This is a genomic window from Streptomyces sp. NPDC029292, assembly GCF_055569295.1.
The window spans coordinates 382,140-405,792 of sequence record NZ_JBVHXR010000003.1 but is presented as its reverse complement, the minus strand read 5'-3'; the positions used below and the strand labels follow the sequence as shown (position 1 = coordinate 405,792).

At 70.2% G+C, this 23,653-nt stretch carries 24 protein-coding genes and 1 pseudogene; 8 read left to right on the top strand and 17 right to left on the bottom strand.

The window, feature by feature from the left end:
* Positions 1–25 precede the first annotated feature (25 nt).
* The 7 genes from cbiE to ACZ4WS_RS10050 all read right to left on the bottom strand — a co-directional run bounded on the left by cbiE (position 26) and on the right by ACZ4WS_RS10050 (position 6,807).
* On the bottom strand, positions 26–1,237 hold the full coding sequence (gene cbiE / locus ACZ4WS_RS10080) for a precorrin-6y C5,15-methyltransferase (decarboxylating) subunit CbiE (protein ID WP_467978933.1): 1,212 nt from the start codon (positions 1,235–1,237) through the stop codon (positions 26–28).
* A 173-nt stretch (positions 1,238–1,410) separates the two neighbouring features.
* Positions 1,411–2,049: a GNAT family N-acetyltransferase gene (locus ACZ4WS_RS10075; protein WP_467978931.1), complete on the bottom strand. Its 639-nt coding sequence runs from the start codon at positions 2,047–2,049 to the stop codon at positions 1,411–1,413.
* A 179-nt stretch (positions 2,050–2,228) separates the two neighbouring features.
* Positions 2,229–3,068, bottom strand: coding sequence for a MetQ/NlpA family ABC transporter substrate-binding protein (locus tag ACZ4WS_RS10070; RefSeq protein ID WP_467978930.1), 840 nt, complete (start codon positions 3,066–3,068; stop codon positions 2,229–2,231).
* Between the two features lie 21 nt (positions 3,069–3,089).
* The gene (locus ACZ4WS_RS10065) at positions 3,090–3,917 is read right to left on the bottom strand and encodes a MetQ/NlpA family ABC transporter substrate-binding protein (RefSeq protein WP_467978928.1); all 828 of its coding nucleotides are present in this window, start codon (positions 3,915–3,917) and stop codon (positions 3,090–3,092) included.
* Between the two features lie 88 nt (positions 3,918–4,005).
* A complete protein-coding gene (locus ACZ4WS_RS10060) occupies positions 4,006–4,755 on the bottom strand; it encodes a methionine ABC transporter permease (RefSeq protein WP_467978926.1) in 750 nt (249 codons plus the stop codon).
* Entirely contained in the window at positions 4,752–5,843 is a 1,092-nt protein-coding gene (locus tag ACZ4WS_RS10055; RefSeq protein ID WP_467978924.1) for a methionine ABC transporter ATP-binding protein, read from the bottom strand. Before ACZ4WS_RS10055 ends, ACZ4WS_RS10060 begins: the two co-directional genes overlap by 4 nt.
* 316 nt (positions 5,844–6,159) lie before the next feature.
* A complete protein-coding gene (locus ACZ4WS_RS10050; RefSeq protein WP_467978923.1) occupies positions 6,160–6,807 on the bottom strand; it encodes an HAD family hydrolase in 648 nt (215 codons plus the stop codon).
* A gap of 68 nt (positions 6,808–6,875) precedes the next feature.
* Between ACZ4WS_RS10050 and ACZ4WS_RS10045 the strand changes: the two genes are divergently transcribed.
* Together ACZ4WS_RS10045 and ACZ4WS_RS10040 are read left to right on the top strand one after the other, a co-directional pair.
* On the top strand, positions 6,876–7,235 hold the full coding sequence (locus ACZ4WS_RS10045; RefSeq protein ID WP_467978921.1) for a hypothetical protein: 360 nt from the start codon (positions 6,876–6,878) through the stop codon (positions 7,233–7,235).
* Between the two features lies 1 nt (position 7,236).
* Positions 7,237–7,713, top strand: a complete 477-nt coding sequence (locus tag ACZ4WS_RS10040; RefSeq protein WP_467978920.1) for a hypothetical protein — start codon at positions 7,237–7,239, stop codon at positions 7,711–7,713.
* A gap of 17 nt (positions 7,714–7,730) precedes the next feature.
* Here the strand turns inward: ACZ4WS_RS10040 and ACZ4WS_RS10035 are convergent, their stop codons facing one another.
* The 3 genes from ACZ4WS_RS10035 to ACZ4WS_RS10025 all read right to left on the bottom strand — a co-directional run bounded on the left by ACZ4WS_RS10035 (position 7,731) and on the right by ACZ4WS_RS10025 (position 10,025).
* Positions 7,731–8,234, bottom strand: coding sequence for a GNAT family N-acetyltransferase (locus tag ACZ4WS_RS10035; protein WP_467978919.1), 504 nt, complete (start codon positions 8,232–8,234; stop codon positions 7,731–7,733).
* A gap of 58 nt (positions 8,235–8,292) precedes the next feature.
* A complete protein-coding gene (locus ACZ4WS_RS10030; RefSeq protein ID WP_467978917.1) occupies positions 8,293–8,787 on the bottom strand; it encodes a sigma-70 family RNA polymerase sigma factor in 495 nt (164 codons plus the stop codon).
* A gap of 74 nt (positions 8,788–8,861) precedes the next feature.
* On the bottom strand, positions 8,862–10,025 hold the full coding sequence (locus ACZ4WS_RS10025; RefSeq protein ID WP_467978915.1) for a glycerophosphodiester phosphodiesterase: 1,164 nt from the start codon (positions 10,023–10,025) through the stop codon (positions 8,862–8,864).
* Between the two features lie 371 nt (positions 10,026–10,396).
* On the opposite strand from ACZ4WS_RS10025, the gene ACZ4WS_RS10020 reads away from it, so the two are divergent.
* Positions 10,397–11,086 carry a lysophospholipid acyltransferase family protein gene (locus ACZ4WS_RS10020; RefSeq protein WP_467978913.1) on the top strand — a complete coding sequence of 230 codons (690 nt, stop codon included), beginning with the start codon at positions 10,397–10,399 and terminating at the stop codon, positions 11,084–11,086.
* A gap of 86 nt (positions 11,087–11,172) precedes the next feature.
* On the opposite strand, the gene ACZ4WS_RS10015 is transcribed toward ACZ4WS_RS10020, so the two are convergent.
* The 5 genes from ACZ4WS_RS10015 to ACZ4WS_RS09995 form a co-directional block, all read right to left on the bottom strand.
* Positions 11,173–12,711: an MFS transporter gene (locus ACZ4WS_RS10015; protein WP_467978911.1), complete on the bottom strand. Its 1,539-nt coding sequence runs from the start codon at positions 12,709–12,711 to the stop codon at positions 11,173–11,175.
* Positions 12,708–13,259: a TetR/AcrR family transcriptional regulator gene (locus ACZ4WS_RS10010; protein ID WP_467978910.1), complete on the bottom strand. Its 552-nt coding sequence runs from the start codon at positions 13,257–13,259 to the stop codon at positions 12,708–12,710. Before ACZ4WS_RS10010 ends, ACZ4WS_RS10015 begins: the two co-directional genes overlap by 4 nt.
* 80 nt (positions 13,260–13,339) lie before the next feature.
* Positions 13,340–14,311, bottom strand: coding sequence for an aldo/keto reductase (locus tag ACZ4WS_RS10005; RefSeq protein WP_467978908.1), 972 nt, complete (start codon positions 14,309–14,311; stop codon positions 13,340–13,342).
* A 95-nt stretch (positions 14,312–14,406) separates the two neighbouring features.
* Positions 14,407–15,840, bottom strand: coding sequence for an argininosuccinate lyase (argH, locus tag ACZ4WS_RS10000; RefSeq protein ID WP_467978906.1), 1,434 nt, complete (start codon positions 15,838–15,840; stop codon positions 14,407–14,409).
* 130 nt (positions 15,841–15,970) lie between these two features.
* On the bottom strand, positions 15,971–17,164 hold the full coding sequence (locus ACZ4WS_RS09995; RefSeq protein WP_467978905.1) for an argininosuccinate synthase: 1,194 nt from the start codon (positions 17,162–17,164) through the stop codon (positions 15,971–15,973).
* Between the two features lie 249 nt (positions 17,165–17,413).
* Here ACZ4WS_RS09995 and ACZ4WS_RS09990 point away from each other — a divergent pair, with 249 nt between their 5' ends.
* The 3 genes and pseudogenes from ACZ4WS_RS09990 to ACZ4WS_RS09980 all read left to right on the top strand — a co-directional run bounded on the left by ACZ4WS_RS09990 (position 17,414) and on the right by ACZ4WS_RS09980 (position 19,107).
* Positions 17,414–18,256, top strand: coding sequence for a hypothetical protein (locus ACZ4WS_RS09990; protein WP_467978903.1), 843 nt, complete (start codon positions 17,414–17,416; stop codon positions 18,254–18,256).
* A gap of 47 nt (positions 18,257–18,303) precedes the next feature.
* Positions 18,304–18,408: pseudogene (locus ACZ4WS_RS09985) on the top strand (pyridoxamine 5'-phosphate oxidase family protein); the annotation flags it as partial.
* 3 nt (positions 18,409–18,411) lie between these two features.
* Positions 18,412–19,107 (top strand): L,D-transpeptidase family protein, encoded by a 696-nt coding sequence (locus tag ACZ4WS_RS09980; protein ID WP_467978902.1) that lies wholly within the window; start codon positions 18,412–18,414, stop codon positions 19,105–19,107.
* Between the two features lie 113 nt (positions 19,108–19,220).
* On the opposite strand, the gene ACZ4WS_RS09975 is transcribed toward ACZ4WS_RS09980, so the two are convergent.
* Positions 19,221–20,756: a HAMP domain-containing sensor histidine kinase gene (locus tag ACZ4WS_RS09975; RefSeq protein WP_467978900.1), complete on the bottom strand. Its 1,536-nt coding sequence runs from the start codon at positions 20,754–20,756 to the stop codon at positions 19,221–19,223.
* Positions 20,753–21,505, bottom strand: a complete 753-nt coding sequence (locus tag ACZ4WS_RS09970; RefSeq protein WP_467978898.1) for a response regulator transcription factor — start codon at positions 21,503–21,505, stop codon at positions 20,753–20,755. Before ACZ4WS_RS09970 ends, ACZ4WS_RS09975 begins: the two co-directional genes overlap by 4 nt.
* Positions 21,506–21,689: 184 nt before the next feature.
* Here ACZ4WS_RS09970 and ACZ4WS_RS09965 point away from each other — a divergent pair, with 184 nt between their 5' ends.
* Positions 21,690–23,060 carry a ferredoxin reductase family protein gene (locus ACZ4WS_RS09965; protein WP_467978896.1) on the top strand — a complete coding sequence of 457 codons (1,371 nt, stop codon included), beginning with the start codon at positions 21,690–21,692 and terminating at the stop codon, positions 23,058–23,060.
* A gap of 7 nt (positions 23,061–23,067) precedes the next feature.
* Complete coding sequence (locus tag ACZ4WS_RS09960) at positions 23,068–23,571, top strand: FMN-binding protein (protein ID WP_467978895.1); 504 nt, start codon at positions 23,068–23,070, stop codon at positions 23,569–23,571.
* Positions 23,572–23,653: the final 82 nt, after the last annotated feature.

Sequence of the window (23,653 nt, the reverse complement as noted above, 5' to 3'; positions counted from 1 at the left end):
TACCGCGCGCAGTACGACAACAGGATCACGGGGCGCGATCGGGCAGCAGTCCGCTGAGCAGGAACGCGACGCTCCGTTCCTTCTCCGTCCAGGCCCTTGTGTCGAGTTCGACGGACTGAATGAGCGCGCACTCGACCCGGTAGCCGTGCTCCGTCAGGTCCCGGCCGATGAGTTCGGCCGCGTCGCGGGTGGCCGCGTGGGTGACGATGCGCTGCGGACGGCGGTCGGCGACGGCCGAGACCACCGCCACTCCCCCGCCGCCGACGCGTACGACATCGGGTTCGGGAAGGTTCTCCAGGATGTGCGGCGCGGAGCCCTGCACGATCTGCATCTGGACCCCGAAACGGCGGGCTGAATCCTCGGTGCGGGCGCAGGAGCCCGGATTCCGGTCGACCGCGATGACCGCGGCACCGGTGCGCGCCGCCTCGGTGGCGAAGGCACCGCTGCCGGAGCCGATGTCCCACACCAGGTCGCCGACGCGCGGTCCCAGGCGGGCGAGTTGGGCGGCGCGCAGCAGATCCGTTTCGCCTTCGCCAAGTGCGCCGCCGTACGCCCCGGCGGGCAGCGCCCAGCCGCGCGGTCCGGCACCCGGATCGCGTCCGGCGATCCAGCCGCCGCCCTCGGCCGCGGCCACGAAGCCGCCGATGACGATGACGACGTTGGGGTCGCGCCAGGTGTGGTCGGCGACCTTGTCGGAGGTGAGGATCGTGACCCGCTCGTGTGCGGTGCCGAGTTCCTCGCAGATGACAAAGGTGCGGTGGACGCCCTCAAGGAGCAGACCGAGTTCGGCGGGGCCTGCGCCCGGCGAGGTGAGAACGGCGACCTTGGTGTGGGCGCGGCACACATTCACCGCGCGCCGCAGGGTGCGGGGGTGTGCGACGACCACCTGTGCGTCGTCCCAGGGCATTCCGGCGCGGGCGAAGGCGGCGGCCACCGAGGAGACGGCGGGCACCACTTCGACCTCCAAGCCGAATTCGGGGGCCCGCAGGGTGCGTACGACGCCGAAGAAGCCCGGGTCCCCGTCGGCGAGGACGACGGCGGTGCCCCGGTGGTTCGCGATCCGGCGGGCGGCGAGGGCGACGCTGCCGAGGCGGATGCGCTCGGCGACCCGGGGCACCTCGGGGAGCGCGAGGTGGTGGGCCGCGCCGGCCACCAGCGTGGCGGCACCGAGGGCGGAGCGCGCCGCGGCGGTCAGCGGCGAGCCGTCCCAGCCGATCACCGTGACCCGGTCGGCCATCGTCGTCAGTCTCCAGAAGGTTTGCGCAGGTCGTCAGGGGGCAGCCCGCACGCGGGCTCCGTGAGGGTACCCGGTGCGGCTTTGCGACGCCGCGACGGGCTCCGGAGCGTGGGAGCGGTCCCGTGGCTTCCGCTCCGGGGCTCCCGGGTGTCCGTTCGAGGACTCCTCCAGTGTCAGTTCCAGTCGGAGAACGACGTGAAACCACCGGTGTCGGCGAGCTGCTCGGCGACGCCTTCGAGGTCCTCCGGCAGCAGGCTCCACACGATGAAGTCGGTGCGCAGGTCGACCCACGCGCCGTCCTCGGTACGGGTGCGGGCTATGCACGCGTTGCGCAGCACTCCCTCGCTGATACAGCCGATCTTCTGGGCGACCTGCTGCGAGGCGGTGTTGTCGGCCGCCGTGCGCAGCTCGATGCGCTCGAACTTCTGGTCGCGGAAGAGCCATTGGGCGGTGGCGAGCGCCGCCTCGGAGGCGTAGCCCTCGCCGCGGGCCCAGGGCGCGATGATGTACGACAGTTCGGTGGACCGTACATGCCAGTTCGTCTTGCCGAGCTGGATGATGCCGACCAGGCGCTGGGTGAGGAACTCGGTGACGGCGAGGTCGAGTCCGCGGCCCGCCGTGCGTTCGGTGGGCGCGTACTCGGTGATCCAGCTGCGGGCGCCGTCCTCGGTGAAGGGCTGGGGCACCGACGTCCAGGCCGCCACCATCTCGTCGTTCATCATCTCGGCCAGGGCGGGGACGTCGTCGTCCTCGAGCGCACGCAGGACCAACCGCTCCGTGCTGATGGAGATGTCGGGGAAGGTGCTAGTCATGCGCCGCTCCGTAACCGTCGGGGACTTCGGGCCCGCAAAAACCGTCGGGCCCGCTGAACTGCCCAGCATGCAGCATGAAACCACTGAACCGCACAACGGGGTCCTCCCCCATTACCAAAGGATGTGGGGGACCCCCACCGGGTAATGGAGTGGACCCCGTGCGGTGACGGGAGCGGCCGTCAGCCGGAGGTGACCGGCAGGACCGAGCCCTTGTACTTGTCCTCGATGAACTTCTTCACCTCGGACGAGGTGAGGAGCTTGGCGAGCTTCTTGACGCGCGGGTCGTCCTCGTTGCCCTTCTTGACCGCCAGGAGGTTCGCGTAGGGGTTGTCCGTCGCGGACTCCAGGAGGATCGCGTTCTTGGCGGGGCTGAGGCCCGCGTCCTGGGCATAGTTGTTGTTGATGACCGCCGCGGTCACGTCGTCGAGCGAGCGCGGCAGCTGGGCGGGGTCCAGCTCCTTGAACGTCAGGTGCTTCGGGTTGGCCGTGATGTCCGCAGGGGACGCGGCCGTTCCGGCACCCTCCTTGAGGGTGATGAGGCCCTTGGAGGCAAGGAGCTTGAGGGCGCGGCCCTCGTTGGTGGTTTCGTTGGGCACGGCGACGGTGGCTCCGTCGGCGAGCTTCCCGATGTCCGTGATCTTCTTCGAGTACACGCCCATGGGCGGCAGGTACGCCTTGACGACCGACACCAGGTCGGTGCCCTTGGACTTGTTGAACTCGTCCAGAAATGGCTGGTTCTGGTACAGGTTCGCGTCGAGCGAGCCCTCCTGGAGCGCGGTGTTCGGGAGGACGTAGTCCGTGAACTCCTTGATCTCCAGCTTGAGGCCCGCCTTCTCGGCGAGGTCCTTCTTGATGTACGACAGGACCTCGCCGGCCGGGACGGCGGTGGCGCCGACGACCAGGGCGTCGTCACCACCACTGCCGGAACCCGAGTCCGTGTCCGAGCCCGAACCGCAGGCGGTCAGTCCGAGACCGAGCGCCAGTGCGGCGGACACCGCGGATATGACGTGCTTGCGCATCGCGTTCTCCCTCGGAAACGACTAGAACGACGGGAGGACGGAGCCGGCGTACTTGTCCTCGATGAACTTCTTCACCTCGGACGAGGTGAGGAGCTTGGCGAGCTTCTTGACGCGCGGGTCGTCCTCGTTGCCCTTCTTGACGGCGAGGAAGTTGCCGTACGGGTTGTTCTTCGCGGACTCCAGGACGAGCGCGTCCTTGGAGGGCTTGAGGCCGGACGAGATGGCGTAGTTACCGTTGATCACCGCGGCGTCGACGTCGTCCAGGGAGCGCGGGGTCTGGGCCGCCTCCAGCTCCTTGAACTTGAGGTTCTTCGGGTTCTTCGCGATGTCCTTGGTGGTCGCGCTGTTGCCCGCGCCGTCCTTGAGCGTGATGAGGCCGTTGGCGGCGAGCAGCTTGAGCGCCCGCGCCTCGTTGACCGTGTCGTTCGGGACGGCGATCGTCGCACCGCTCTTCAGGGCGTCGGCGCTCTTGATCTTGTGGGAGTAGAGGCCGAGCGGCTCCAGGTGCACCGTGACGACGGGCACGATGTGGGTGCCGTTCTTCTTGTTGAAGTCGTCGAGGTACGGCTGGTTCTGGAAGTAGTTGGCGCCCACGGAGCCGTCTTCGGTCGCCGTGTTAGGCGTCACGTAGTCGGTGAACTCCTTGACCTCCAGGTCGAGGCCCGCCTTCTTCGCCAGGTTGTCCTTGACGTAGTTCAGGATCTCGGCGTGCGGGGTGGGGCTCGCGGCGACGATGAGCGGACCGCTCGTGTCGGAGGCGGAGTCCGAGCCCGAGCCGCAGGCGGTGAGCCCGAAGGTGAGGGCTCCGGCGGCGAGGACGGCGGTGGTGATCTTGGCGGTGTTACGCACGAAAAGTGCCTTTCCTTATGGGTGGAGCGTCCCCGTCGTTGGGTGGACGGGGAAATCTGCGGGTGCGGAACCGGGAGACCCGGGAGGCTCAGGCGGCCTTGCTCACGTCGGCGGTGGCCGCTTCCGCGGCGGGCGCCTTGGCCTTCAGCAGCCTGAGCTTCGGCGCGGCACCGGAGTGCCCGCCGCGCCGGTGCAGCCCACTCGCGGCGTAGTCGCCGGCGAACTGGATGACGGAGATGACCACGGCGAGGATCGCCACGGTGATCCACATCAGCCCGGTCTCGAAGCGCTGGTAGCCGTAGCGGATGGCGATGTCACCGAGGCCGCCGGCGCCGACCGTGCCGGCCATCGCCGAGTAGCCGATGAGGGCGACGATCGTGGTGGTCGCGGAGGAGATCAGCGACGGCAGCGACTCGGGTACGAGGACCTTGCGGACGACCGTCCAGGTGTTGCCGCCCATCGACTGCACGGCCTCGACGAGCCCGCCGTCCACTTCGCGGACAGCCGTCTCGACGAGCCGCGCGAAGAAGGGAATCGCCCCGATGGCGAGCGGCACGATGGCGGCCTCACGGCCGATCGTCGTCCCCGTGATCGTGCGTGTGAAGCTCATCAGCGCGACCATCAGGATGATGAAGGGCATCGAGCGGGCGATGTTCACGACCTGCCCGATGACCTTGTTCGCGACGACGTTCTGGAGGAGTCCGCCGCGGTCGGTGAGGACGAGCAGGATGCCGAGCGGGAGACCGCCGACGATCGCGATGGCGGTGGACCAGCCGACCATGTAGAGCGTGTCCCAACACGCCTGGGACAGCAGCGGCTGCATCTCGGACCAGGTCACTTGGCACCATCCTTCACCAGTACGGGCTGCTGGCCCTGGATGTCGATCTGCAGGCCCTGCTCGCGCAGGAATCCGATCGGCACGACGTTCTCCTCGTAGCGGCCGGGCAGTTCGATGCGCATCCGGCCGACCTGCTTGCCCGCGACGGTGTCCATCGCGGCGCCGAGGATCGAGATGTCGATGTTGTACGTGCGCGAGAGCTGCGAGATGACGGGCTGGGTGGCGGCCTCGCCGTGGAAGGTGACGTCGATGACCGTGCGGTCGTCGCCGGAGGCGTCGCCGCTGACCGGAAAGAGCGCGGAGGCCAGCTCGGAGCCGGGCGTCGCGAGCAGCTCGCTGACGGTGCCGGACTCGACGATCTTCCCGTTCTCCATGAGGGCGGCCGAGTCGCAGATCGTCTTGACGACGTCCATCTCGTGGGTGATGAGCAGGACGGTCAGGCCCAGCTGCCGGTTCAGGTCGCGCAGCAACTGGAGGATGGAGCGGGTGGTCTCGGGGTCGAGGGCGCTGGTCGCCTCGTCGGAGAGCAGCACCTTCGGGTCACCGGCCAGGGCGCGGGCGATGCCGACGCGCTGCTTCTGGCCGCCGGAGAGCTGCGCCGGGTAGACCTTGGCCTTGTCGGAGAGGCCGACGAGGTCGAGGAGTTCGAGCGCCTTGCGGGAGCGTTCCTTGCCGGAGACGCCGAGGATCTCCAGGGGCAGCTCGACGTTGTCCTGGACGGTCCGTGAGGACAGCAGGTTGAAGTGCTGGAAGACCATCCCGATGTGGCTGCGCGCCTTGCGGAGTTCCCTGCCCGCGCGCGGGCCGCGCCCCGCGAGGGCGGTGAGGTCCTGTCCGGCGACGGTGACCGTGCCGGAGGTGGGACGCTCCAGGAGGTTGACGCAGCGGATGAGCGAGGACTTGCCGGCGCCGGACTGGCCGATGACGCCGTACACCTCGCCTTCGCGGATGTGCAGATCGACGCCGTCGAGGGCGGTCACTTCACGGCCGCGCGAGCGGTAGACCTTGGTGAGGCCCGTTGTCGTGATCACTGGGGTTTCCGTCACTGTCGAGTGCAGGGCGTGGGTGTGCGCCGGGCACGGGTGCATTCGGTCGGGAACGCGGCACGGTTCTCGCGGTGGCGATGGAACCGGATGTATCCGGGGAGAACTTGTGCGCGGGGCAGCCCGAGTCACGTACGAGGTACGGACGGGGCGCGGCGGTCTCGCTTCGGGGCGCGAGGCCAGGCGGTGGTGCAGGGGCCCTCTAGCAGGCGCACATTCGACACATACAACGAGCACCGGGCGTCATGGTCGCCTCGGTCGCAAGGATGCGGCTGCTCGTCGTGGTCATGGGATCAAGTAAAGCAGACCCACAGGTGGGACCTGCCACCACTGTCCGAATAGCGGACAGTGGTGGACGCCTTCAGCCTCGGACGGAGATCTCCACTCCCTGACTCGTGACCAGTGCGGACAGCGCGGAGAGGTCCTTGACCACGAGGTCGGCGTCCAGCTCGTGAGACTGGTGGGTTGTGGCCAACGCCACGGTGGTCATTCCGGCCGCGCGGCCCGACTGGAGACCGGCGGGGGCGTCCTCGAAGACCACACAGCGGGCCGGGTCGACGCCCAGTTCGCGGGCGGCGAGGAGGTAGGGCTCGGGGTCGGGCTTGCCGCGGGTGATGTCGTCGGCGGCGATCAGCGTCTTGGGGCGGATGCCGACCTCGTCGAGCCTGGCCTCGGCGAGGCGCCGGGTGGCTGAGGTGACGACGGCCCAGCGGTCGGCGGGCAGGGAATCGAGGAAGTCCGCGGTCCCGGGAAGCAGGAGAACCCCACCGGGTACGTCCTCGACCTCCAGCCGCTCGATGCGCGCGAGGGCCTCGGGGACGAGGTCGGCGGGCAGCAGGTCGGCGGCTATCTCGACGGCGGGGCGGCCGTGCAGTTCGATCCGGGCGAAGTCCTCGGCGGTGATGCCGTACTCCTGCGCCCAGCGCGTCCAGCACCGGTTCACCGACTCAAGGGATGAGACGAGCGTTCCGTCGTTGTCGAACAGGAGGGCTTCAGCATGGATCTTCATGCCCTCGACCCTATGGGGCACCCGGGGGCGAGGGCATCGGGTCTTTTGGCCCGTAATAGGGTCACGGCATGCTTGATGCCCTGACGGTCGCGACGGCCGTCGCCGCGCTCGCGCTCGCCGCCTGGTGCGGCTGGGCCGCCTACCGTGATCAGCCCACCAAGGACTGGCACTTCATCGGCATGGCCGTGGTGTCACTGCTGGCCGTGATCCAGCTGGTGATCGGCATCGTCCAGCTGGCGCGCGGCGAGAAGCCGGAGCAGGGCACGACGATCTTCGTGGCGTATCTGCTCGGCGCCTTCGCGTGCATCCCGGCCGCGGGCTTCATGTCGCTGGCGGAGCGCACCCGCTGGGGTTCGGTCACGGTGGCTGCCGGCGGCATCGTCCTCGCCGTCCTTGAGGTGCGGCTCTATGACATCTGGGGAGGCTGAGATGACGGCGACCGAGGAGAACGGGCCCGTGCCCGGCAAGACGGAGAACAACGAGACGGCGAACGACGAGACGCCGAAGAAGCGGACGCGGCTCATCAGCGGCCCCGGCATCCTGCTGCTCTGGCTCTACGGCGTGATGGTCGTCGGCGCCGTGTCGCGCTCCGCCGTGCAGATCTCGACGGAGTTCGACAAGGCCCCGCTCGCCTACTCGCTGTCCGCGGTCGCGGGCCTCGTCTACGGCTTCATCACGTACTCGCTGGTCCGCGGCGGAGAGACGGCCCGCAGGGCGGCGCTGGTGTGCTGCGCCGCCGAGCTCGCGGGTGTGCTGATCGTCGGGACCTGGACGCTGGTCGAGCCGTCCGCCTTCCCCGACGCCACGGTGTGGTCGGACTACGGGATGGGCTACCTCTTCATCCCGGTGCTGCTGCCGGTGTCGGCGATGTACTGGCTGCGCAAGGCGCGTACGGCCACGCAGTAACAGCTGCGCGCCAACAGCTACGCGCTGGCCACGAACGCGCCCGCGTCGGCACCCTTGGCCAGGGTCACCAGCGTCAGCCGCTCGTCGACACGCTTCTGGGAGACCGGGGCGTAGCCGTGCTTGCGGTAGAGACGGAGATTGCGCTCGCTGCGGTGGCCCGTGAAGAGCTCGAAGGACTTGGCCGCGCCGTCCGCGCCGAGTTGTGCCTCGATCGCGGCGAGCAGGCGTCCGCCGAGGCCGTGGCGCTGCATGCGCGGGTGGACGATGAGCTTGTTGATACGGGCCGTGCCGTCGGTGTCCACGGCTCCGCGGACGGAGGCCACCACCTCGTCTCCGAGCCGGGCCACCAGGACGGTGCCGCCCGCCAGCTCGGCCCTGAAGGAGTCGAGCGGCTGAGTGAGCGGCTCGATGCCGTAGTCGCCGTACAGCTCGGCCTCGCTCTGGTAGCAGAGGTACTGCAGCTTGAGGATCTGCTCGGCGTCCTGCTCGGTCGCCGCCGAGATGGTCACGCTCATGCCCATGCGTGCATGCCTCCCGCTCACCTGTTCCACCGGTTGTCCCTCACTCCTATCCCCGCCGTCAGCGGGCCGCAACCTCCACCGCGAGCAAACGACGCAGACATCCCAGGCATCTGGAACGTTCCGGACCAAGGCTGCCCTGTGAGATACCCAACTCCCCTGCGATCTCCCGGTAGGTGAGGTCCTTCGGGGAGAGCAGCGCCGCCATGAGGCTCGGGCAGCGGCCGGGCAGGCGGCGCACGGCGTCGTGCAGGGCGCGACGGCGGTCGGCGGTCATCGCCTGCTGCTCGGGACCGGGCCCGCGGTCGTCGGCGGGTTCCGAGGCGTACGGCAGTTCAAGGCGGGCCGCGCGACGGCTGCGGCGGGCCTCGGAGCGCACCGCGCGGCGTACCCACGCCTGCGGGTCGACGGGTGGGCCGTCCGCGTCGAGGCGCTCCAGAAGGCGCAGCCAGACGGCCTGTTCGAGGTCGCTCTGTTCGGTCCCGGCCGCATATGCCTCCGCCGAGGCCTCGGCGGCGAGCAGTGGGCGCAGCGTGGAAACCATCTCGTGGGTCATATGCGGCACGACGCGGCCGCCCCGGCGCGAGGTTGCCGGGGCGGCCGACTGTCACCCCAATCGGGGTGGCTGGGTCATCCGTTGACGAAGTCCGCGCGGGCGAGCAGCGCGGTGTCCGCGTTGTCGGAGAAGACGCCGTCGATGCCCGTCTCGAAGTAGACCTTGAAGGCGCCGAAGGCGTCCCCGTAGGCGTCCGGGTCAGTGCCCTTGCGGAAGCTCGTGGGCAGGAAGGGGTTCTCGTTGCGCATGGTGTACAGGTGCAGGATCAGGCCCGCGGCGTGCGCGTCGCCGACGAGCGTGGTCGGCGTGGTGAGGTTGCCGCTCGCGTCCTTCGGGATGACCAGGTCGAGCGTGGGGCCGATGCCCTGCGCGTACGAGGCGATCCACTTCAGGCCCGCGGGCGTGACGAGGTCGGCGACCGTGCGCGGGTCGCCCGACGCGACGAAGTCCCAGGGGCGGGTGTTCGCGGCGGACAGCAGCACCACCAGCGGGTTGCCGACGAGCTTGTCGAGCCGCTGGATGCTGCTCGGCTCGAAGGACTGGATGATGACCGGCGAGTTCTTTTTGTCCTTGCCGTGCTTGCGCAGCACGGCGGCGAGACGCTCCTCCAGGCCGAGGCCCAGCGCCCGGAAGTACGTGGGGTGCTTGGTCTCGGGGTAGATCCAGACCTGCTTGCCGCGCTTACGGGTCTGCTCGTCCTGCCAGCGGAGCACCTCTTCGAAGGTGGGAATCTCCCAGCGGCCGTCGTAGAGGGTGTTGTGCGGGCGGTTGGCAGGGATGCGCTCCACGGCCCGCAGGGTCTTCAGCTCGGCGAGCGTGAAGTCCTCGGTGAACCAGCCGGTGGTGGCGACCCCGTCGAGCGTCTTGGTGGTCTTGCGGTCGGCGAACTCGGGGTGCGCCGAGACGTCCGTGGTCCCGCCGATCTCGGGCTCGTGGCGGCATACGAGGTGGCCGTCCTTGGTGGGCACCAGGTCGCCCGCCTCGATGACGTCCGCGCCCAGATCGAGGGCCAGCTGGTACGAGCCGAAGGTGTGCTCCGGCCGGTAGCCGCTGGCCCCGCGGTGTCCGATAACAGTAGGTTTCGGCAGGCTCCGGTAGCCGCCGTCCCCGTGCCGCTCGTCGGCTCTCGCCACGCCGGGCAGTCCGAGGACCGCTCCGCCCGCGCCGAGCACCGCGGCCCCGAGCAGCGCCCGCCGCGCCGTGCCCCGCTCCTGTCCGTTCGACTCCTGCGCCCCCATGAGCGCTCCTCCCGCCGTAGTGCCCCCGACTGCCAAAGCGGGACGATCGTAGGTGCCCTTGTGTGACGGGAGGGAGACCTGCGGCAGAACACGCGGGTGCCCCTGGATGTCGTGCGGGACATAAGACTTGACGGTCCGTCGGCTTCGGACGGCCGAGGGCGGGTAGGCGACCGTCAGCGGCGCGCCGGCCCGTCAGGGGAGCGCGACACGCGATGTCCGTCACATCGTGTCGTCCGCGTGTCGGCCGCTCACCGGCGCGCCACCGCAGGTAAACGTGCGTCAACAGTGCGTATCCAGTCGGTGAACCCGATGTGCAATCACCGGGGAGCCGCGAGTATCGTCCTCACCTGCACAGACTCATACCGAATCCCTTGACACCGGAGGGCCCGTTGTCCCGCTTCGCGCTCATCAAGGCAGTGCTCGGACCGATCATGCGCCTGATGTTCCGCCCACGGGTGGAGGGCGTGGAGCACATCCCGGGCGACGGTCCGGTCATCCTGGCCGGCAACCACCTCACGTTCATCGACTCGATGATCATGCCGCTCTTCTGCGACCGCCAGGTCTTCTTCATCGGCAAGGACGAGTACGTCACCGGCAAGGGCGTCAAGGGCCGGTTGATGGCCTGGTTCTTCACCGGCTGCGGCATGATCCCGGTCGACCGGGACGGCGGCCGCGGCGGTGTCGCCGCGCTGATGACCGGCCGCCGGGTGCTGGAGGAGGGCAAGGTCTTCAGCATCTACCCGGAGGGCACTCGCTCCCCCGACGGCCGGCTCTACCGGGGCCGTACGGGTATCGCCCGGCTGGCCCTGATGACCGGCGCGCCCGTCGTCCCGTTCGCCATCATCGGCACGGACAAGATCCAGCCCGGCGGCGCCGGCATGCCGCGCCCCGGCCGCGTCACGGTCCGCTTCGGCGAGGCCATGGAGTTCTCGCGGTACGAGGGCATGGACCGCGACCGCTACGTCCTGCGGGCCGTGACCGACTCCGTGATGACCGAGGTCATGCGGCTGTCGGGGCAGGAGTACGTGGACATGTACGCCACGAAGGCGAAAGCCGCGTAGCCAAGGGGACGTTTGTCGGGTGCGGGTAGCTTGTGACTGCTCGCACCCACGCGGCGGAGCCGCACGATGTCACAAAGACCCACGCCCTATCGGGGCGCCTCCTCGCGCCCGCCTTCCAGCCGCTGGTTCCTCAGCAGGAACCACGCCGCCACCGCCGTCGCCAGCAGGACCGCCGCGCCGCCGCCCGACGCGAGCGTGAGGCCGTCCACGAAGGACTCGCGGGCCGCGCTCAACATGGTCTCGGAGGTGTGCGCGGGCAGACCCTTCGCCGCCTCCACCGCCCCGCCCAGCGACTCGTGCGCCGCGGCCGGTGTGCCCGCCGGGCCCGTGAAGCCCGCGTAGACGCCGGTCACGATGGAGCCGAGCAGCGCGATGCCGAGGGCGGCACCGAGTTCGTAGGCCGTCTCCGAGACCGCCGAGGCGGCGCCCGCCTGGTCCTTGGGCACGCTGGACAGGATCACGTCGGCGGTGACGGTGAACGAGAAGCCCGCGCCGATGCCGACGACCAGCAGAGCGGTGCCGAGCAGCGGATAGCCGGTGGACTGGTTCAGCAGGGTGAGCACGGCGAGCGCCAGGCCGACCGCGGCGAGACCGGCGGAGACCACGGCACGCACCGAGAACCGCCGGGCGACCGTGCCCGCGACCAGACCCGCCGCCACCGCGCCCACAGCTGCGGGGACTTCGGCGAGCCCGGCCTCGAACGGCCCCCTGCCCTGCACGAGTTGCAGGTACTGCGAGAGGAAGAAGACCAGCCCGGACAGACCGAGGACGGTGAACAGGTCGGCGAGCACGGCTCCGGAGAAGCCCCTGTTGCGGAACAGTCGCACGTCCAACAGCGGTGCGGGAAGCGTGAGTTGGCGCCGCACGAACCAGTGGAGAGCGGCGGCCCCGAGCAAACCGACGGCCACCGGCTGCCAGGTCAGCCCGTGCGCGGCGACCTCCTTCACCGCGTACACGACACCGATCACGCCGACGAGCGAGAGACCGACGCTGGTCAGGTCCCACGGGCCGGGGTTCGGGGTGCGCGACTCGGGCAGCAGCTTGCTGCCGACGAGGACGAGGACCACCATCACCGGCAGGTTGATGAGGAAGACCGATCCCCACCAGAAGTGTTCGAGCAGGAAGCCTCCGGCGACCGGGCCGACTGCCGTACCGGCCGAGGCGGTTGCTCCCCAGATGCCGATGGCGAGGCTGCGCTCGCGCGGGTCGTGGAAGATGTTGCGGATCAGGGCGAGCGTGGCGGGCATCAGGGTCGCGCCCGCGACACCGAGCAGCGCCCGCGCCACGATCATCAACTCGGGTGTCGTCGCGTAGGCGTTGAGCACGGATATCAGGCCGAACGCCGTGGCACCCACGAGCAGCAGTTTCTTGCGGCCGATGCGGTCGCCGAGGCTGCCCATGGAGACCAGCAGACCGGCGATGACGAAGGAGTAGACGTCACCGATCCACAGGAGCTGCGTGCCGGAGGGCTTCAAGTCCTCGCTGATGTAAGGGGTCGCCAGGCCGAGGACGGTCGCGTCGACGGCCACAAGGAGCACAGCGAGGATCAGCACCGTAAGCGCAGCCCAACGGCCCGGACGCCTCTCCGCCTCCGCCGTGTACGCCGGCTGCAGGGTGCTGGTCATGATTCCTCTCTCCGTAGTGCGCCGCCGAGCAGCAGCTCGACGATCATGTAGTGGAAGTCCTTGGTGGCGACCCGGCCTTCGGTCACGGCCCACGCCCCCGAGGCCATGAGCCCGTAGAGCGCCTCGGTGAGCCAGGCCGGGGTCAGGTCGATGCGGAACTCGCCGCTGTCCTGGCCGCGCCGGAACAGGGCGGCCATCCGCGCGTCGAGCCGGGCCCAGCCCTCGTGCTGCCCCTCGCCCTCGAAAAGCTGGTTCTCGGTGTAGAGGAAGGCGAGCAGCCCGGCGACTTTCTCGAGCTCCCGCACCAGGCGGCGCAGGGCCTCCTGAGCGGTGTCCTCCTCGAGGCGGGCGGCCTCCAGAGCCGCCTCGCACTCCTCGATGCCGAGCCCTTCGAGGGCTCGTACGAGCGCGTCCCGCCCGGCGAACTGACGGTGCAGCGTGGCCCGGCTGATTCCGGCCGCCTTGGCGACCTCGTCCATCGTGGCGGTGGATTTACGGGTGAGCAGGGCGGCTGCGCTGCGCAGCACGTGTTCGCGGTCGACAGCCATGAGACAAGCATAGACCACGTGAGACATCTTTGTCTCACCAGAGGCGTACGCGTCTCACCATCGAGGGCGTGACAGGGTGCTCAGTGCCAGGGCAGCTGTCCGCGCCGCTCCCAGTACGCGCGGGGGTCTTCGGCCAGGGCGTCGAGCCGGGCCACCTGCGCGTCGTCGAGGTCGACGACCGCCGCGTGCAGGTTCGAGGCGAGCTGGTTGGCGGTGGCGGCGCCGGAGAGCACGACGCCGGCCCAGGGCTGCCGCAGGATCAGCGCGAGGGCCACCGCGTCGCAGCCCAGGGAGGTCTCCGCGGCGATGGCCTTCAGCGCGTCCGGCGCATAGGGATCCGCGAGCCGGCCGTTGGCCATGCCCTCCTTGACGATCACCGTGAGCCCCGCGTCATGGGCCTCGGCGAGCGCGGGCGCGGCCGAGGTCTCGAGCACGTTGTACGTGGCCTGGACGGTACGGAAGAGGGGTTTGCCGTCGACCGTCACGGCGAGCGCGGCGCGGATGGCCTCGGCCTGGGCGGGCCCGCTGGTGGAGAAGCCGATCGAGAGACCTTGCGCGGCCGCTTCGGCGAGCTTGGCGTGGAGTTCCTTGTCGGTGAGGGCCGGGCTGTCCGGGGTCACCGAGTGGATCTGGTAGAGGTCGAGCCGGTCGCCGAGCAGCTCCGCGGTCTCGGCGCGCTGCCGCTCGTACGTGCCGACGCTGTGGTCCTTGACCTCGTGCGCCTCGGCGTCGGTGCGCCAGTCCGCCGTGTAGGTGTAGCCCCACTTGCTGCCGACCACGACGTCGTCGATGTCAGGCCGGCCGTTGAGCCAGCCGGCGAGGAACTCCTCGGAGCGGCCGTACGACCGGGCGACGTCGAAGTAGCGCACGCCCTGGGCGTAGGCGGCTTCGAGGAGCTCGTGGGTGCGCTCGCGCAGGGCGTCGACGCTGCGTTCGGCCGGGAGGTCTTCCTCGCGGCCGAGGTTGATGTAGCCGGGGCGGCCGACGGCGGCCAGACCGAGGCCGATGTGGGCGGTGGGAGTCGTCGCTGCGGCCAGGCGGGCGAAGGGCATCGCGGGCTCCGTTCGGTCGGCTCCGTTACGGCTCCGGACCAACGTAACCCGCGATGCCCTCTGTCGTACGGCTCACAGCTCCCGTACGCGACCTGCTACTTCTTCTGCTTCGCGGCGGCCCAAGCGTGCTGGGCCGCCACGTCCGTCCTGACCTCGGCGAGCTGGACGGCGACCGCGCTGGGCGCCGTACCGCCACGGCCGTCGCGGGAGGCCAGGGCGCCGGGGACGTTGAGGACGGTCCGCACCTCGGGGGTCAGGTGCGCGGAGATCTTCGCGAACTGCTCGTCGGTCAGGCCGTCCAGCTCGATGCCGTCGGCCTCGGCCACCTTCACGCACTCGCCCGCGACCTCGTGCGCGACACGGAATGGCACGCCCTGCTTGACCAGCCACTCGGCGATGTCGGTGGCGAGCGAGAAGCCGGCCGGGGCCAGCTCCTCCATGCGCTCGCGGTTGACCGTGAGCGTGGCCATCATGCCGGTGAAGGCGGGGAGCAGGACCTCCAGCTGGTCGCAGGAGTCGAAGACCGGCTCCTTGTCCTCCTGGAGGTCGCGGTTGTACGCGAGGGGCAGGGCCTTCAGCGTGGCCATGAGCCCCGTCAGGTTGCCGATCAGACGGCCCGACTTGCCGCGCGCCAGCTCGGCGATGTCCGGGTTCTTCTTCTGCGGCATGATCGACGAGCCGGTCGAGAACGCGTCGTGAAGGGTGACGAAGGAGAACTCCTTCGTGTTCCAGATGATGACCTCTTCGGCGATCCGGGAGAGGTTCACGCCGATCATCGCGGTGATGAAGGCGAACTCGGCGACGAAGTCACGGGAGGCCGTGCCGTCGATGGAGTTCGCGACGGAGCCGTGCTCGAAGCCGAGGTCCTTCGCGACCGCCTCCGGGTCGAGACCCAGGGACGAACCGGCCAGCGCGCCCGAGCCGTACGGCGACACGGCCGTCCGCTCGTCCCACTGGCGCAGCCGCTCGGCGTCCCGGGACAGGGACTGGACATGCGCGAGGACGTGGTGGGCGAAGAGCACCGGCTGAGCGTGCTGGAGGTGCGTACGGCCCGGCATCGCGACGTCCGGGTGCGCCTCGGCGAGGCCGATCAGGGCGTCCTGGAGCTCGGCGATCAGGCCGCCGATGATGCGGGCGTGGTCGCGCAGGTACATGCGGAAGAGGGTCGCCACCTGGTCGTTCCTGGACCGGCCGGCGCGCAGCTTGCCGCCGAGGTCGGGGCCGAGGCGCTCCAACAGTCCGCGCTCCAGGGCGGTGTGCACGTCCTCGTCGGCGATGGTGCCCACGAAGGACCCGTCCGCGACATCGGCTTCGAGCTGGTCGAGGCCCGCGATCATCCGCGTCAGCTCGTCGTCCGTGAGGAGGTTCGCCTTGTGCAGCACGCGCGCGTGGGCACGTGATCCGGCGATGTCGTACGGCGCGAGGCGCCAGTCGAAGTGGACCGACGCGGACAGCTTGGCCAGGGCCTCGGCGGGACCATCGGCGAAACGGCCGCCCCAGAGCCGTACGTCACCGCTGTTGCTGCTCACTTGCTGTGCTCCTCGGAGGGTGGGTGGATGTGCGACCGCCTCCCCACCGATGGGGTGAGGAGGCGGCTGTCAGGCTAGTGCGTGGGAGGCTTCCCGGCGGCGGACACGGCCCCGCCAAGTCGCGTACGGCTTACGCCAGGTCCCGCTTGGCGGCGATCTTCGACGACAGACTGTAGATGTCGATGAAGCCCTTGGCCGCGGCCTGGTCGAACGTGTCGCCCGTGTCGTAGGTCGCCAGGTTGAAGTCGTAGAGCGACGTCGCGGAGCGCCGGCCGGTGACGACGGCACGGCCGCCGTGCAGGGTCATCCGGATGTCGCCGTTGACGTGCTGGTTGGCCTCGTTGATGAAGCCGTCCAGGGCGCGCTTGAGCGGGGAGAACCACTGGCCGTCGTAGACCAGTTCGCCCCAGCGCTGCTCGACCTGCCGCTTGTAGCGGGCGAGTTCGCGCTCGACGGTGACGTTCTCCAGCTCCTGGTGAGCCGTGATGAGCGCGATGGCGCCCGGGGCCTCGTACACCTCACGGGACTTGATGCCCACGAGCCGGTCCTCGACCATGTCGATCCGGCCGATGCCCTGGGCACCCGCGCGCTCGTTGAGCTGCTGGATGGCCTGGAGGACGGTGACGGGCTTGCCGTCGATGGCGACCGGGACGCCCTCCTTGAAGGAGATGACGACCTCGTCGGCCTCGCGCGGCTCGGCCGGGTTCGAGGTGTACTCGTAGATGTCCTCGATCGGCGCGTTCCAGATGTCCTCCAGGAAGCCCGTCTCGACGGCGCGTCCGAAGACGTTCTGGTCGATGGAGTACGGGGACTTCTTGGTGGTGGCGATCGGGAGCTGCTTCTCCTCGCAGAAGGCGATCGCCTTGTCCCGGGTCATCGCGTAGTCACGGACCGGGGCGATGCACTTGAGGTCGGGGGCGAGGGCGACGATGCCGGCCTCGAACCGCACCTGGTCGTTGCCCTTGCCGGTGCAGCCGTGGGCGACCGTGGTGGCGCCGTGCTTCTGGGCGGCGGCGACGAGGTGCTTGACGATGGTCGGCCGGGAGAGGGCGGAGACCAGCGGGTAGCGGTCCATGTAGAGGGCGTTGGCCTTGATCGCCGGGAGGCAGTACTCCTCGGCGAACTCGTCCTTGGCGTCCGCGACCTCGGCCTCGACTGCACCGCAGGCGAGCGCGCGCTTGCGGATGACGTCCAGGTCCTCGCCGCCCTGGCCGACGTCGACCGCAACGGCGATGACCTCGGCGCCCGTCTCCTCGGCGATCCAGCCGATGGCGACGGAGGTGTCCAGACCGCCCGAATAGGCGAGTACGACGCGCTCGGTCACGGGTTTTCTCCTCACAGTGCATTCGCTGATATGCATGAGTATGCAGGACTCTGCATGATTCGTCAATCTCGGGGTCGCCGGATCGGGATCCCGGGCGCGCCTGAACGCCCCGGATCGGAATCCCAGGCGTGATGTGAACGCGGGAAACCGCTTTCCCGTATCTCTCGCTGAACGCAGGCGCCGCGTTTGTCGACGAAGAACCCCCGACGCAGACGAACAACACACCCCCGACCCGAGTGAGGCTTCCGCATGTCCAGGGCCCTTCCGAAGTACCACAAGCGCCGCGTAGTGATGATCGGCGGCGCCGCCGCGGTGGTGTTGTCCGGGGCGGTGATCGCCGGCTCCGCCTTGGCCGGGGAGACGTCCAAGAGCAGCGGTCAGAACGCCACGACGAAGGCCGCGTCCCCAGGCACGGTGAACTGCCCGGCCGTCGCTCCGAGCCTGCCCGCCATCCCGGCCTCCGCGCAGGCCGAGGTCACCCGCAACCTGACGCTCCTGGACACCCAGATCGCGGAGGCCGACAAGCGCCTCGTCGACACGGTCGGCCAAGGCGGGCCCAACTTCGTCCAGAACGCCATCCTCGGCCCCCTCAAGGACAAGCGGGTCGCCACCATCAACCGCATCGCGACGGCCATCGGGCGCACGGCGGCCAAGCCGCAGGGCCTGGACTCGCTCGCGCCGTGCACGCTGAACTCCGCCGGGGGCGCCGCCGCCGCGACGCCGAGCGCGACGGCGAGCGCGAGCGCGACGGCGACCGCGCAGGCCGGGGACACGGGCAGCGCGAGCGGCTCCGGCGCCGCCGGCACCATCAGCTGCCCGGACGTCGCGTCGCAGCTGCCCGCGATCCCCGCGTCCGCGCAGGCCGAGGTGGACCGCAATCTCGCGCTGCTGAACACCCAGATCGCCGAGGCCAACACGCGACTGGCGAACACCGTCGGCCAGGGCGGACCCAACTTCGTCCAGAACGCCATCCTCGGCCCCCTCAAGGACAAGCGCATCTCCACCATCGACCGGATCGCCATCTCCATCGGCCGGACCGCCGCCAAGCCACAGGGCCTGGACTCGCTCGCCACCTGCACCCTCAACCAGTGACAGCCTCCGTGGCCGCCCCGAGCACCGGCCGGGGCGGCCACGGAACGGACGACGCCTCGCTGAGCGAGTACTTCAGGAAGAAGGAGCACGTGGCGACGAGCCTGGATGGCCTACCGGGGCTGCCGTTGCCGCTGCCACCCCGTACGGTCTGAGCCATGCGCCTCGGAGCCGCCGCCCTCGCGTCCGTGTCCCTGCTCGTCCTCGGCCTCGCCCCGAGCGACCCTCCCGCCCTCCCCGAGCGGATGGCCGACACAGGTGGCGGCAGCCAGCTGATCACGGCTGAAGCGCCCCGCGAGGATGCGACCTCGGGCACGCTCACCTGGTGGGACCGGCGCGACGGGCGCTGGGTGAAGACCGGTTCGGCGACGGCGCGCTTCGGGGCGAAGGGGCTGGTCGAGGGCGGGTCGCGCAAGCAGGGCACGAACAAGACGCCCACCGGGCTGTACGACCTTCCGTACGCGTTCGGGATCAAGGCCGCGCCCGGCGGGACCACGGCTCCGTACCGCCGGGTGCGCCAGGACTCCTGGTGGTGCCAGGACAACGCTTCCCGCTCCTACAACCGGTGGACCGAGCCCCGGCCCGCGGACTGTCGCGCCGCCGAGTCCGAGCATCTGATCGCGTACGCGACGCAGTACGCGTACGCCTTTGTCATCGGGTTCAACTACGAGCGGCCGGTGCGGGGGCGGGGCGCCGGCATCTTTTTGCATGTCAACGGGCGTGGGCCAACGGCTGGTTGCGTGTCGGTGCCGGGGGATGTGATGCGGCGGCTCCTGGCGTGGGCGGATCCGAAGCGTGCGCCCCACATCGCGATCGGGACGCGGAGTGGAGCGACCGCGATCACGCGGTACTGAACGTCGCTGGAGGTGAGGTCGGCTTGTGCCTGCGGGTCTGCTTGTGCCTGCGGGTCGGCTTTGGCTGGTCGCGCCCACGCGGCCGAGCCGCATACGTCACAGCCCCGCGCCCCTTACTGGGCGCTGCCGGCGGCGGTCGGCAGTAGGACCGTGAACGTCGTCGCCCCCGGGCGGCTCTCCAGCTCGACCGTTCCCCCGTGGGCCTCGGTCACCGCTGCCACGATCGACAGGCCCAGGCCCGCGCCGCCGCCCGCGCCCTCGGTGCGGCGGCGGTCGGCCCGGGTGAAGCGTTCGAAGACGCCGGGCTGGACTTCCGTGGGGACTCCGGGGCCGTCGTCCGCCACCTTCAGTGCCGCGCCGGTCCGGTCCCTGGTGAGGGAGACTGTGACCTTGGTGCCAGCGGGTGTGTGCAAACGCGCGTTGGCCAACAAGTTGGCCAGCACCTGTTGGAGTCGGTGGGCGTCGCCGGTCACCGTCACCGGCTCCTCCGGCAGTTCCAGCGTCCAGCGGTGGTCGGGGCCCGCGGCGCGCGCGTCCGTGACCGAGTCCAGGACGAGGTGGGTGAGGTCGACGGGGAGTTGCTCCAGCGGGCGCCCCGCGTCGAGGCGGGCCAGGAGGAGAAGGTCGTCGACCATCTCGCCCATCCGCGCCGACTCGGCGGCGATGCGTTCGAGAGCGCGGGTCACCTGGGGCGGCACCGGGCCGGGATGCAGCAACGCCAGTTCCGCGTGGCCGCGGACCGAGGCCACCGGGGTGCGCAGCTCATGGCTGGCGTCGGCGGCGAAGCTGCGCAGCCGTTCCTCGCTCGCGTGCCGTTTGGTCAGCGCGTCCTCGACATGGCCCAGCATCCGGTTGAAGGCACCGGCGACCCGGCCCACCTCGCTGCGCGGGTCGGACTCGGGCGCGCGTGGAGGCAGGGCCACCTCGCCGCTGGCGAGCGGGAGTTCGCTGACCCGGGTCGCGGTCGCGGCGACCCGGCTCAGCGGGCGCAGCGACCAGCGCACCCAGAGGGCCCCGGCGACTCCGGCGACGGCGAGCGCCGCGCCGAAGACACAGGCGGCGACCAGTTCCAGGCGGTGGACGACGGCCTGGACCGGTTCCATCGGCAGCCCGGTGATCAGGACGTCGCCGTCCAGCCCCTTCGACGCCAGCACGCGGTAGTCACCCAGGGCCGAGATGCAGATGGTGTGGGCGCGGCCGTCGACCGGGACTCCGGCCAGCGCGTTCTTGTCGGCGGCTGTCACCGGCACGTTCTGGTCGGTCGCGGTGTCGCCAGGGGGTACGACCGCCGCGTTGGTGACGTCCCGTCCTACCAGCCGGGCGCCGAACGTCCCGGTGCTCTGCTTGCGTGTGTCGCCGTGTTCGTCGCCGTCGCCGTCCGACGGCTTCACGGCGCCGTCGTGGTCCGACGGCTTCACGCCGCCGTGCTCCAAGCTCGCGGGGTAGCGCACCCCCACATCGTGCAGCTGCTGGTCGAGGCGGCCGGTGAGGAAGCTGTCCAGTTCGTACACGGCGGCCACCCCGACGGCGGCGCAGCTGACGGCGAGCAGCACCACGAGGCCCGCGGTGAGCCGGGCCCGGAGCGTGCGCAGGCGCGGCAGCCGCAGCTTGCGCACGGCCACCTTCACCCGGGCCAGGCGCGGCCTCATCGTCCCGCCACCGGCTTGAGCACATATCCGGCACCCCGCACCGTGTGGATCATCGGCTCGCGGCCCACGTCCACCTTCTTGCGCAGATACGAGATGTAGAGCTCCACTACATGGGCCTGGCCACCGAAGTCGTACGACCACACGCGGTCGAGGATCTGCGCCTTGCTGAGCACCCGGCGCGGATTGCGCATCAGGAAGCGCAGCAGCTCGAACTCTGTCGGCGACAGCTCGACCAGCTTGCCGCCGCGGGTCACCTCGCGGGCCTCCTCGTCCATGACGAGGTCGCCTACGGTGAGCCGGGGTCCCTCGTCCAGCTGCCGGGCCATGCCCGCGCGGCGCAGCAGTCCGCGCAGCCGGGCGACGACCTCCTCCAGGCTGAACGGCTTCGTGACGTAGTCGTCGCCGCCCGCGGTGATGCCCGCGATGCGGTCCTCGACGGCGTCCCGCGCGGTGAGGAAGAGGACGCAGACGTCGGGCTGCACGGTGTGCAGGTCACGCAGTACGGCGAAGCCGTCCGTGTCGGGAAGCATGACGTCGAGGACGACGGCGTCGGGCAGCAGCTCGCGCGCCTCGCTGACCGCCGAGGCACCGTCGCCCGCCGTGCGCACCTCCCAGCCCTCGTAGCGCAGGGCGCCGGAGAGGACCTCGGCGAGGTCCGGGTCGTCGTCGACGACGAGGACGCGTACGGGGGTGCCGTCGGGGCGGGTGAGCGCGGGCCGGCCATTGCCTCGGGAGCGGGGAGTGTTCATGTCGTTCTCCAGCATCGCCCCTCGCGACGGCCGCACCCCCTCCTGTGAGCTCTGAGTTTCCTCTGAGTCGACCCTCCGCGCCCCTCTCAGTTTCCTGTGGATCCGCTCAGAACGCGCCCGTTCAGAGGCTGCTCAGAAGTTTCGGACGCACAGTTTCCTCCCGGACATCCGGAAGGACGGACATATGACCACGGTGTACGAGCGGGCGGCTCTCCCACGCCCGGCACGCAGACGCAGGCGGCCGCGGCCCTCGCCCGCAGGACCCCTGCTGGCCCTGCTCTGGGCCGGAGCCGCCGCTGTCGTCGCCCTGTGGTGGTACGACACGCGGTCGGTGGTGGGCCTCGCCGGATGGCTGAGCGATGCCGGGCGGATCACCGGGCTGCTGTGCGGCTACAGCTGCGCGGTGCTCGTGGCACTGATGGCCCGGGTCCCGCTCCTGGAGCGGCGCATCGGCTCCGACCGGGTGGCCCGCTGGCACGCCATGGCCGGCCGGTACACGGTCTGCCTGCTGGTCGCGCACGTCACGCTGATCCTCTTCGGGTACGCCGCCCAGGACGGATCGGACATCGTGCACGAGACGCTGAGCGTGGTGTTCGACTATCCGGACATGCTCAAGGCCACGATCGGCACGATCATCCTCTTCGCCGTCGGGATCACCTCGGCGCGTGCGGCGCGCCGCCGGATCAGCCACGAGTTCTGGTACTACGTGCACCTGCTCACGTACGTGGCCGTGTTCCTCACCTTTTTCCACCAGCTCGCGCTGGGCTCCGACTTCGTCGGCAACAGCGCCGCGCAGACCGCCTGGTACGTGCTCTACCTCGGCACGGCCTCGCTGGTCATGTGGTTCAGGGTGCTCGCCCCGGTGCGGCTCAACCTGCGCCACCAGCTGCGCGTGGAGTCCGTGCACCGGGAGTCGCCCGGGATCTTCTCCATCGTCGTACGAGGGGAGCGGCTGGAGGAGCTGGGCGCCCAGGCAGGGCAGTTCTTCCGCTGGCGGTTCCTCTCGGAGGGAATGCGGTGGACCTCCACGCCGTACTCGCTGTCGGCGCCGCCCCGGCCCGACCGGATGCGGATCACCGTGAAGGCGCTCGGCGATCACAGCGCCGCCGTGGGGCTGCTGCGGCCCGGCACCCGGGTGTGGGCGGAGGGCCCGTACGGCTCACTGACCGCCGAGCGGCGCACCGCGCCGAAGGTCCTGCTGATCGCGGGCGGCGTCGGCATCACACCGCTGCGCGCCCTCTTCGAGTCGCTGCCCGGCGGGCCCGGCGACGTGACGCTCCTCTACCGGGCGCGCACCTCCGAGGATCTCGCGCTCGGCGCCGAGCTGGAGGCGATAGCGCAGTGGCGCGGGGCGCGCGTCCTGTACGCGGTCAACGGCGCCGACGGGACGCGCCCGCGGTTCACCGCCGAGTCCCTGCGGGCGACCGTGCCCGATGTCGCCGCGCACGACGTCTACCTGTGCGGGCCGCCCGCCATGGCTCAGGACCTGTACGGGGCGCTGCGCGCGGCAGGAGTCCCCGACCGCCGTATCCACCACGAGTCGTTCGAGCTGTGAGGCCGCTGTGCACGCGCTGAAGAAGAACCGTCCGCTGCGCCGCGTGATGCTGGCGGCGGCCAGTACCGTCACCGGTGTCGTCCTCCTGCTGTCGCTGAAGCCGCACACGCCGCCGACGGTGGCGCAGGCGTCCTCGCCCGCCGGACAGTCCCAGTCTCAGTCCCCGGGAAGCTCCGCCAGCAGCTCCCCCAGCAGCTCCTCCGGCAGCTCCTCCGGCAGCACGAAGAGCACGGGCACCAAGACCGTCACGGGTGAGACGGTCCAGACCCGCTGGGGCCCCGTCCAGGTGCGCGTCACGGTGAAGAACGGCAAGATCACCGATGTCACCGCGGTCACCTATCCCAGTGAGAACCCGAAGGACCAGGAGATCAACAGCTACGCGATCCCCCAGCTCAGGCGTGAGGCGCTCACCGCGCAGAGCGCGCAGATCGACTCCGTCTCCGGTGCCACGTACACCAGTGACGGTTACCGCCAGTCCCTCCAGTCGGCACTGGACTCGGCGGGCCTCTGAACAGACAGGCGTCGCGGACCGTATCTCTGGGCCAGGGGGCCACTCCCCTTGCCCCGTCCCCACGGACGAACACGGAGGAACC

What these genes read in the sequence shown, in the direction of transcription:
- cbiE (WP_467978933.1), bottom strand. Translation starts at nt 1,237, where the DNA reads ATGGCCGACCGGGTCACGGTGATCGGCTGGGACGGCTCGCCGCTGACC.
- ACZ4WS_RS10075 (WP_467978931.1), bottom strand. Translation starts at nt 2,049, where the DNA reads ATGACTAGCACCTTCCCCGACATCTCCATCAGCACGGAGCGGTTGGTC.
- ACZ4WS_RS10070 (WP_467978930.1), bottom strand. Translation starts at nt 3,068, where the DNA reads ATGCGCAAGCACGTCATATCCGCGGTGTCCGCCGCACTGGCGCTCGGT.
- ACZ4WS_RS10055 (WP_467978924.1), bottom strand. Translation starts at nt 5,843, where the DNA reads ATGCACCCGTGCCCGGCGCACACCCACGCCCTGCACTCGACAGTGACG.
- ACZ4WS_RS10050 (WP_467978923.1), bottom strand. Translation starts at nt 6,807, where the DNA reads ATGAAGATCCATGCTGAAGCCCTCCTGTTCGACAACGACGGAACGCTC.
- ACZ4WS_RS10045 (WP_467978921.1), top strand. Translation starts at nt 6,876, where the DNA reads ATGCTTGATGCCCTGACGGTCGCGACGGCCGTCGCCGCGCTCGCGCTC.
- ACZ4WS_RS10040 (WP_467978920.1), top strand. Translation starts at nt 7,237, where the DNA reads ATGACGGCGACCGAGGAGAACGGGCCCGTGCCCGGCAAGACGGAGAAC.
- ACZ4WS_RS10035 (WP_467978919.1), bottom strand. Translation starts at nt 8,234, where the DNA reads ATGGGCATGAGCGTGACCATCTCGGCGGCGACCGAGCAGGACGCCGAG.
- ACZ4WS_RS10030 (WP_467978917.1), bottom strand. Translation starts at nt 8,787, where the DNA reads ATGACCCACGAGATGGTTTCCACGCTGCGCCCACTGCTCGCCGCCGAG.
- ACZ4WS_RS10025 (WP_467978915.1), bottom strand. Translation starts at nt 10,025, where the DNA reads ATGGGGGCGCAGGAGTCGAACGGACAGGAGCGGGGCACGGCGCGGCGG.
- ACZ4WS_RS10015 (WP_467978911.1), bottom strand. Translation starts at nt 12,711, where the DNA reads ATGACCAGCACCCTGCAGCCGGCGTACACGGCGGAGGCGGAGAGGCGT.
- ACZ4WS_RS10010 (WP_467978910.1), bottom strand. Translation starts at nt 13,259, where the DNA reads ATGGCTGTCGACCGCGAACACGTGCTGCGCAGCGCAGCCGCCCTGCTC.
- ACZ4WS_RS10005 (WP_467978908.1), bottom strand. Translation starts at nt 14,311, where the DNA reads ATGCCCTTCGCCCGCCTGGCCGCAGCGACGACTCCCACCGCCCACATC.
- ACZ4WS_RS09990 (WP_467978903.1), top strand. Translation starts at nt 17,414, where the DNA reads ATGTCCAGGGCCCTTCCGAAGTACCACAAGCGCCGCGTAGTGATGATC.
- ACZ4WS_RS09980 (WP_467978902.1), top strand. Translation starts at nt 18,412, where the DNA reads ATGCGCCTCGGAGCCGCCGCCCTCGCGTCCGTGTCCCTGCTCGTCCTC.
- ACZ4WS_RS09975 (WP_467978900.1), bottom strand. Translation starts at nt 20,756, where the DNA reads ATGAGGCCGCGCCTGGCCCGGGTGAAGGTGGCCGTGCGCAAGCTGCGG.
- ACZ4WS_RS09970 (WP_467978898.1), bottom strand. Translation starts at nt 21,505, where the DNA reads ATGAACACTCCCCGCTCCCGAGGCAATGGCCGGCCCGCGCTCACCCGC.
- ACZ4WS_RS09965 (WP_467978896.1), top strand. Translation starts at nt 21,690, where the DNA reads ATGACCACGGTGTACGAGCGGGCGGCTCTCCCACGCCCGGCACGCAGA.